8 protein-coding genes are annotated in these 5,768 nt (G+C 54.7%); 6 read left to right on the top strand and 2 right to left on the bottom strand.

Annotated elements, in window-relative coordinates:
• Positions 1-247 precede the first annotated feature (247 nt).
• The gene (locus tag HMPREF9442_RS01775) at positions 248-1,483 is read left to right on the top strand and encodes a site-specific integrase (RefSeq protein ID WP_008624655.1); all 1,236 of its coding nucleotides are present in this window, start codon (positions 248-250) and stop codon (positions 1,481-1,483) included.
• A gap of 12 nt (positions 1,484-1,495) precedes the next feature.
• Entirely contained in the window at positions 1,496-1,858 is a 363-nt protein-coding gene (locus HMPREF9442_RS01770; RefSeq protein WP_008624654.1) for a hypothetical protein, read from the top strand.
• Between the two features lie 76 nt (positions 1,859-1,934).
• Here the strand turns inward: HMPREF9442_RS01770 and HMPREF9442_RS01765 are convergent, their stop codons facing one another.
• Positions 1,935-2,240 carry a helix-turn-helix domain-containing protein gene (locus HMPREF9442_RS01765; protein ID WP_040602475.1) on the bottom strand — a complete coding sequence of 102 codons (306 nt, stop codon included), beginning with the start codon at positions 2,238-2,240 and terminating at the stop codon, positions 1,935-1,937.
• Between the two features lie 31 nt (positions 2,241-2,271).
• A complete protein-coding gene (locus tag HMPREF9442_RS01760; RefSeq protein ID WP_008624650.1) occupies positions 2,272-2,571 on the bottom strand; it encodes a helix-turn-helix domain-containing protein in 300 nt (99 codons plus the stop codon).
• 202 nt (positions 2,572-2,773) lie between these two features.
• On the opposite strand from HMPREF9442_RS01760, the gene HMPREF9442_RS01755 reads away from it, so the two are divergent.
• The 4 genes from HMPREF9442_RS01755 to HMPREF9442_RS01740 all read left to right on the top strand — a co-directional run.
• On the top strand, positions 2,774-3,130 hold the full coding sequence (locus HMPREF9442_RS01755; protein ID WP_002561004.1) for a helix-turn-helix domain-containing protein: 357 nt from the start codon (positions 2,774-2,776) through the stop codon (positions 3,128-3,130).
• A gap of 3 nt (positions 3,131-3,133) precedes the next feature.
• Positions 3,134-3,484, top strand: coding sequence for a helix-turn-helix domain-containing protein (locus tag HMPREF9442_RS01750; RefSeq protein WP_008624646.1), 351 nt, complete (start codon positions 3,134-3,136; stop codon positions 3,482-3,484).
• A 19-nt stretch (positions 3,485-3,503) separates the two neighbouring features.
• Entirely contained in the window at positions 3,504-5,072 is a 1,569-nt protein-coding gene (locus tag HMPREF9442_RS01745) for a DUF3945 domain-containing protein (RefSeq protein WP_008624644.1), read from the top strand.
• 62 nt (positions 5,073-5,134) lie between these two features.
• A partial coding sequence (locus HMPREF9442_RS01740; RefSeq protein ID WP_008624637.1) for a DNA topoisomerase occupies positions 5,135-5,768 on the top strand: 634 nt, incomplete at its 3' end.

Genomic DNA, 5,768 nt, shown 5'->3' with positions numbered 1-5,768 from the left:
TTCGTGAAGCCATTACAATCACAGCAAAAGCCAAATCTTGACGCCACAACGTTACTTGTTCGTAACCATGCCCGATAATGCGACAAACGGGTACAGATGGCGAAACAAGACGTTATGGTATAGTGAGTTACCCACAACTCACGTAACAAATACGGTTACGGAAAAAGATTGCGCCGTTCCTCCCCGTTTTGCGTACCGACACCGGACTCTTCACCAACTAATTTTGAAACCAAAAAAATTAAGGACGATGAAGAGTACATTTTCAGTAATCTACTATCTCAAGCGTCAGGTAGTGAAAAAAGACGGGACAGTTCCCGTCATGGGACGCATCACGGTGGACGGCAGCCAGACGCAGTTCAGCTGCAAGCTGACTGTCGATCCGAAACTGTGGGACACCAAAGGGGGACGTGTCACGGGCAGAAGCACGGCGGCACTCGAAGCGAACCGTATGCTTGACAAAATGCGGGTACGCATCAACAGGCACTATCAGGAAATCATGGAGCGTGACAACTTCGTCACAGCGGAAAAGGTGAAAAACGCCTTTCTCGGACTGGAACACCGCTACCACACGCTGATGCAGGTGTTCCGCCAGCACAACGAGGACTACGAGAAGCAGGTGGAGGCAGGCATGAAAGCCAAAGGCACGCTGCTGAAGTACCGCACCGTTTACAAGCACATGCAAGAGTTCCTCGACATCCGCTACCATGTGAAGGACATCGCCCTAAAAGAGCTTACCCCGGCTTTCATCTCCGACTTCGAGATGTTCCTGCGCACGGACAAGCACTGCTGCACCAATACCGTGTGGCTGTACGTCTGCCCGCTACGGACGATGGTATTCATCGCCATCAACAACGAGTGGCTGACACGCGACCCGTTCCGCGAGTATGAAATCAAGAAGGAGGAAACAACACGCAGTTTCCTGACCAAAGAGGAAATTCGCCTGCTGATGGACGGGAAACTGAAAAACGCCAAACAGGAACTGTACCGCGACCTCTACCTGTTCTGCGCTTTCACCGGGTTGTCTTTCTCGGATATGCGCAACCTCACGGAAGAGAATATCCGCACCTACTTCGACGAACACGAGTGGATAAACATCAACCGCCAGAAAACGGGTGTGGTGTCCAACATCCGCCTGCTTGACATCGCCAACCGCATAATCGGCAAATACCGGGGTCTGTGCGAGAACGGCAGGATATTCCCCGTCCCGCATTATAACACGTGCCTTGCCGGTATCCGTGCCGTCGCCAAGCGTTGCGGAATCACCAAGCATATCACGTGGCATCAGAGCCGCCACACGGCAGCCACGACGGTATTTCTCTCTAATGGCGTACCTATCGAAACCGTCAGCTCCATGCTCGGACACAAGAGCATAAAGACGACGCAGATTTACGCGAAGATAACCAAAGAAAAACTCAATCAGGACATGGAGAACCTTGCCGCAAGGTTGAACAGTGTTGAGGAATTTGCAGGTTGCACCATCTAAAAAAGAGAAGCCATGAAACGTGACATAATCATCATAGAGGACAAGGCGGTCAGCGTAACCGGTAACGACGTGTGGATGACCGCCACCGAAATCGCCGGACTGTTCCATACGACCGTCCCGGCAGTGAACGCCGCCATCAAAGCCGTCCGCAAGTCGGACGTGCTGAACGACTACGAGGTGTGTCGCTACATGCAGCTTGAAAACGGGCTGTACGCGGACGTGTACGCACTTGAAATCATCATCCCGGTCGCTTTCCGGCTGAACACCTACAACACCCACCTGTTTCGTACATGGCTGGTGGGAAAGGCTATCACAAAAGATAAACGGCAGGCATACGTGATGTTCATACAGAACGGAAAAGCCGGGTATTGCTGATTGCACATACCCCATAAAACAAGAAACGGGCAGCACCACAAAAGGTGTCGCCCGTTTCTTGTTTCATGCAACCGCCTTACTCCAGCGGCTTGCGGTAGTTCGCTTCCAGTACCTCGCGCAGCCCCGTTTCCGGGTAAAGCACCTTCCCTCCCAAAAGTATGAAGGGCAACACGCGGTTGTTGCGGTATTCCTGCAAGGTGCGTCGGCTCACACGGAGCAGTTCTGCCACCTCGCCGTCCGTCAGGTAACGTTCCCCGTCCAGCGGAGGACGGTAATTCTCCAGAAAGGCGGACAGCCATTTCGAGCCTTTGCGCATATCCTGCACCACAGAGGCTATCGGCTCGTCTTCCATCGTAAAAACATCGTTGTTCTCGTTCATCATAACTTCGGATTCAGTGGGTGAATAAATCAAATCATCTGCCATGCGGATAGAGCGTGCCGACAAGCGGTATCAGCCGCTTCACCTCCTCCGGCTTGTAATAGAACCTGCGGTTTATCTGCGAGTAGCCGATAAGCCGCCTGTCACGCAGCGTCTGCAACGTGCGTGGGCTTATTCTCAACTGCCCGCAGACCTCCTCGCCCGTGAGCCATCTTTCCATGCGCCCCGTGTCGCTTTTGCGCCTCAGGGCGGAGACCTTCTCCGAAAGTGCGCCGAACGCCGCCACCATCATCTCGAAGGTCTTTTTCTCAATAGATACTATTTCCATATTCATGCAATTACCGGTTTGCCCGCAAAGGTAACGATGCAGCCCCGTACACGTGCCGTTTTCCGCTGAAAGGCTGCCTGTTGCGCCATTTGACCGGGTTACGGAGCCATCTTCCGTAAAAATCTTACGTGAGTCACGTAGTGAGTTGTTAAAGCCCCCTTTGTTTATTGCCGAATTTTGCCGCAGAAACAAAAAGAAAGGACTGAATATGAAAGTGATAACGATGGAAAGTTCCGCCTTCCGGTCATTGACGGAACAGATAGCGGAGATTGCGGCACACGTCCGTGCCGCCTCCGGCGACAAGAAAGCGGCATCGCCCGACAGGTTGCTCACCACACGCGAGGCAGCGCACCTGCTTAACGTGAGTACCCGCACCCTCCAGCGTATGCGCAGCGAGCAACGCATCGGCTATGTCGTGCTTCGCGGCAAATGCCGCTACCGACAGTCTGAAATAGACCGCCTGCTTGAAGCATGTGCCGTCAACGAGGACGCGGCGACACCGCAGGAATTGAAACGCAACCACACGCTGCGCACGGGCGGCAAACCAAAAGGAAGGAGGACATAAGTCATGGAACTGCTCACACGGAACATCTTCGAGGGCTGGATGCAGAAGCTGATGGAACGGCTCGACCGTCAGGACGAACTTCTGCTGGCGATGAAGGCGGAGGAACGACAGCCTGCCCTCACGGAAAGCATCCGCCTTTTCGACAATCAGGACTTGTGTATGCTGCTCCAGATAAGCAAGCGCACGCTTCAACGCTACCGCAGCGTCGGCGCATTGCCCTACAAGACACTGGGCAAGAAGACCTATTACAGCGAGGAGGACGTGCTGGAGTTCCTTTCCAACCATGTCAAGGACTTCAAAAAAGAAGATATAGCCTTCTACAAGGCTCGTATCCATAATTTCTTTCATAAATAACCCATTAAAACATTTTTAGATGGCAAAGAAAAAAGACGAAAAGGACGTGCTGGTAGTCCGTGACGAGAAGACGGGCGAGATTAGCGTGGTAGCCGGGCTGAATGCGGACGGCACACCCAAGCGAACCCCAGCGAAAGCGGAGAACGCGCAGAGTTTCCTGCAATTCGACCGACACGGCGACGTGCTGGACAACTTCTTCAAGAACTTCTTCCGGCAGTGCAAGGAACCCAGCCGCTTCGGTTTCTACCGCATTGCGGCAGACCAAGTGGACTCCATGCTGGGCGTGATGAAAGACCTGCTTCAGCACCCGTACCAGAACAAACAAATCCTTGCACCACACAAAATCGACACCTTCCCCTATCAACAGCAGGTAATGGAAGAGCAAGCTGCGCAACAGACAGCGAAACAAGAACCTCAAAAACAGGAGAACATGGAACAACAGAAAGAACAGCAACAGGACAATTCCGAACAGGTGCAGGGCAAACGGGGCTACCGGCCCATCGACGAGAGTAAAATCAACTGGCAGGAACTGGAGGACAGATGGGGCGTGAAGCGTGACGACCTTGAAAAGTCCGGTGACCTTACGAAGATGCTCCACTACGGCAAGTCCGACTTGGTGAAGGTCAAACCGACCTTCGGCGGCGAATCGTTCGAGCTGGACGCCCGCCTCTCCTTCAAGAAGGACGGCGAGGGGAATGTCAGCCTCGTGCCGCACTTCATCCGCAAGGAGCAGAAGTTAGATGAGTACAAGGAACACAAATTCTCCGACAATGACCGGAAGAACCTCCGCGAAACGGGCAACCTCGGCAGGGTCGTGGACATTGTGGACAGGGAAACGGGCGAAATCATCCCCTCCTACATCAGCATCGACCGCAAGACGAATGAAATCACGGACATTCCGGCGAGCAAGGTGCGCATCCCGGAGCGCATCGGCAAGACGGAAATCACCGCGCAGGAACGGGACATGCTCCGCGCCGGACTGCCCGTGCGCGACAAGCTCATCGAGCGCAACGATGGCAGGAAGTTCGTCACCACCCTGCAAGTGAACGTGGAGCAGCGCGGCGTGGAGTTCGTGCCGGGAACCGGCAAGTCACCCCGTACCGCACAGACGCAGGAAACCAAAGGCGACACCTCGAAAAATCAGGCGCAAGGCGGGGAAAATGCCGCACAGACCAAGAAGGAGCAACGCCGCAACACGTGGACGAACGAGGACGGCAGCATCCGCCCCATCAGCAAATGGAGCGACGTGAACTTCACCGAACAGCAGAAAGCCGACTATGTGGCGGGCAAGGCCGTGAAGCTGGAGAACGTGACCGACAAGCAGGGCTTCCATGCCACGATGTATATCAAGTTCAACCCGGAGAAGGGACGCCCATACCGCTACGACACGAACCCCGATGTCGGGCAGCAGGTCGCCCCGTCCAACGAGAGCCGCACGCAGGTGGCGGTGAACAACGAGGGCAAGACCAACGAGGCGACAAAGAACCTGAAAGAGCCTTTGCAGAAAGGTCAGACAGCCCCGAAGACCGCCCGCCAGCAACAGCAGCAGGACAAACCGAAGAAAACGGGCAAGGGCATGAAAATGTAATCCCGTGTCCGCCACTGAATCCAAAATAAAATCCAAAGTATCAACAACAAAAGCAAGAAAACATGAAGACAATCATTGCAGAAAAGCCCTCCGTGGCACGTGAAATCGCCCGCATCGTGGGCGCGACAAAAAGAGAGGAAGGATATTTCGAAGGAGGCGGCTATGCCGTGACATGGGCATTCGGACACCTCGTCCAGCTTGCCATGCCCGACGGCTACGGCGTGCGCGGCTTTGTCCGTGACAACCTCCCGATTATCCCCGACACCTTCACGCTCGTCCCCCGTCAGGTCAGGACAGAGAAGGGCTACAAGCCCGACAGCGGCGTGGTGTCGCAGATAAAAGTCATCAAAAGACTGTTCGATGCAAGCGAACAAATCATCGTGGCGACCGATGCCGGACGCGAGGGTGAACTTATCTTCCGCTACCTCTACCACTACACGGGCAGCACCACTCCTTTCGTGCGCCTGTGGATCAGCTCTCTCACCGACAAGGCTATCCGCGAGGGACTGCGGAAACTCGAAGACGGCAGCAAGTATGACAACCTATACCTCGCCGCCAAAGCGCGGAGCGAATCCGACTGGCTCGTGGGCATCAACGGCACGCAGGCACTCTCCATCGCCGCCGGACACGGCACGTATTCCGTCGGACGGGTGCAGACACCCACGCTGGCGATGGTGTGTGAACGCTACTGGGAGA

Source organism: Paraprevotella xylaniphila YIT 11841, from assembly GCF_000205165.1.
GTDB classification, from domain to species: Bacteria; Bacteroidota; Bacteroidia; order Bacteroidales; family Bacteroidaceae; genus Paraprevotella; species Paraprevotella xylaniphila.
Note: the sequence above shows the minus strand (reverse complement) of the source record. Positions and strands in the feature narration are given on the sequence as shown.

Excerpts from the sequence above, each read along its gene's own strand:
- HMPREF9442_RS01765 (WP_040602475.1), bottom strand. The coding sequence starts at position 2,240 with ATGATGAACGAGAACAACGATGTTTTTACGATGGAAGACGAGCCGATA.
- HMPREF9442_RS01760 (WP_008624650.1), bottom strand. The coding sequence starts at position 2,571 with ATGAATATGGAAATAGTATCTATTGAGAAAAAGACCTTCGAGATGATG.
- HMPREF9442_RS01770 (WP_008624654.1), top strand. The coding sequence starts at position 1,496 with ATGAAACGTGACATAATCATCATAGAGGACAAGGCGGTCAGCGTAACC.
- HMPREF9442_RS01750 (WP_008624646.1), top strand. The coding sequence starts at position 3,134 with ATGGAACTGCTCACACGGAACATCTTCGAGGGCTGGATGCAGAAGCTG.
- HMPREF9442_RS01775 (WP_008624655.1), top strand. The coding sequence starts at position 248 with ATGAAGAGTACATTTTCAGTAATCTACTATCTCAAGCGTCAGGTAGTG.
- HMPREF9442_RS01755 (WP_002561004.1), top strand. The coding sequence starts at position 2,774 with ATGAAAGTGATAACGATGGAAAGTTCCGCCTTCCGGTCATTGACGGAA.
- HMPREF9442_RS01745 (WP_008624644.1), top strand. The coding sequence starts at position 3,504 with ATGGCAAAGAAAAAAGACGAAAAGGACGTGCTGGTAGTCCGTGACGAG.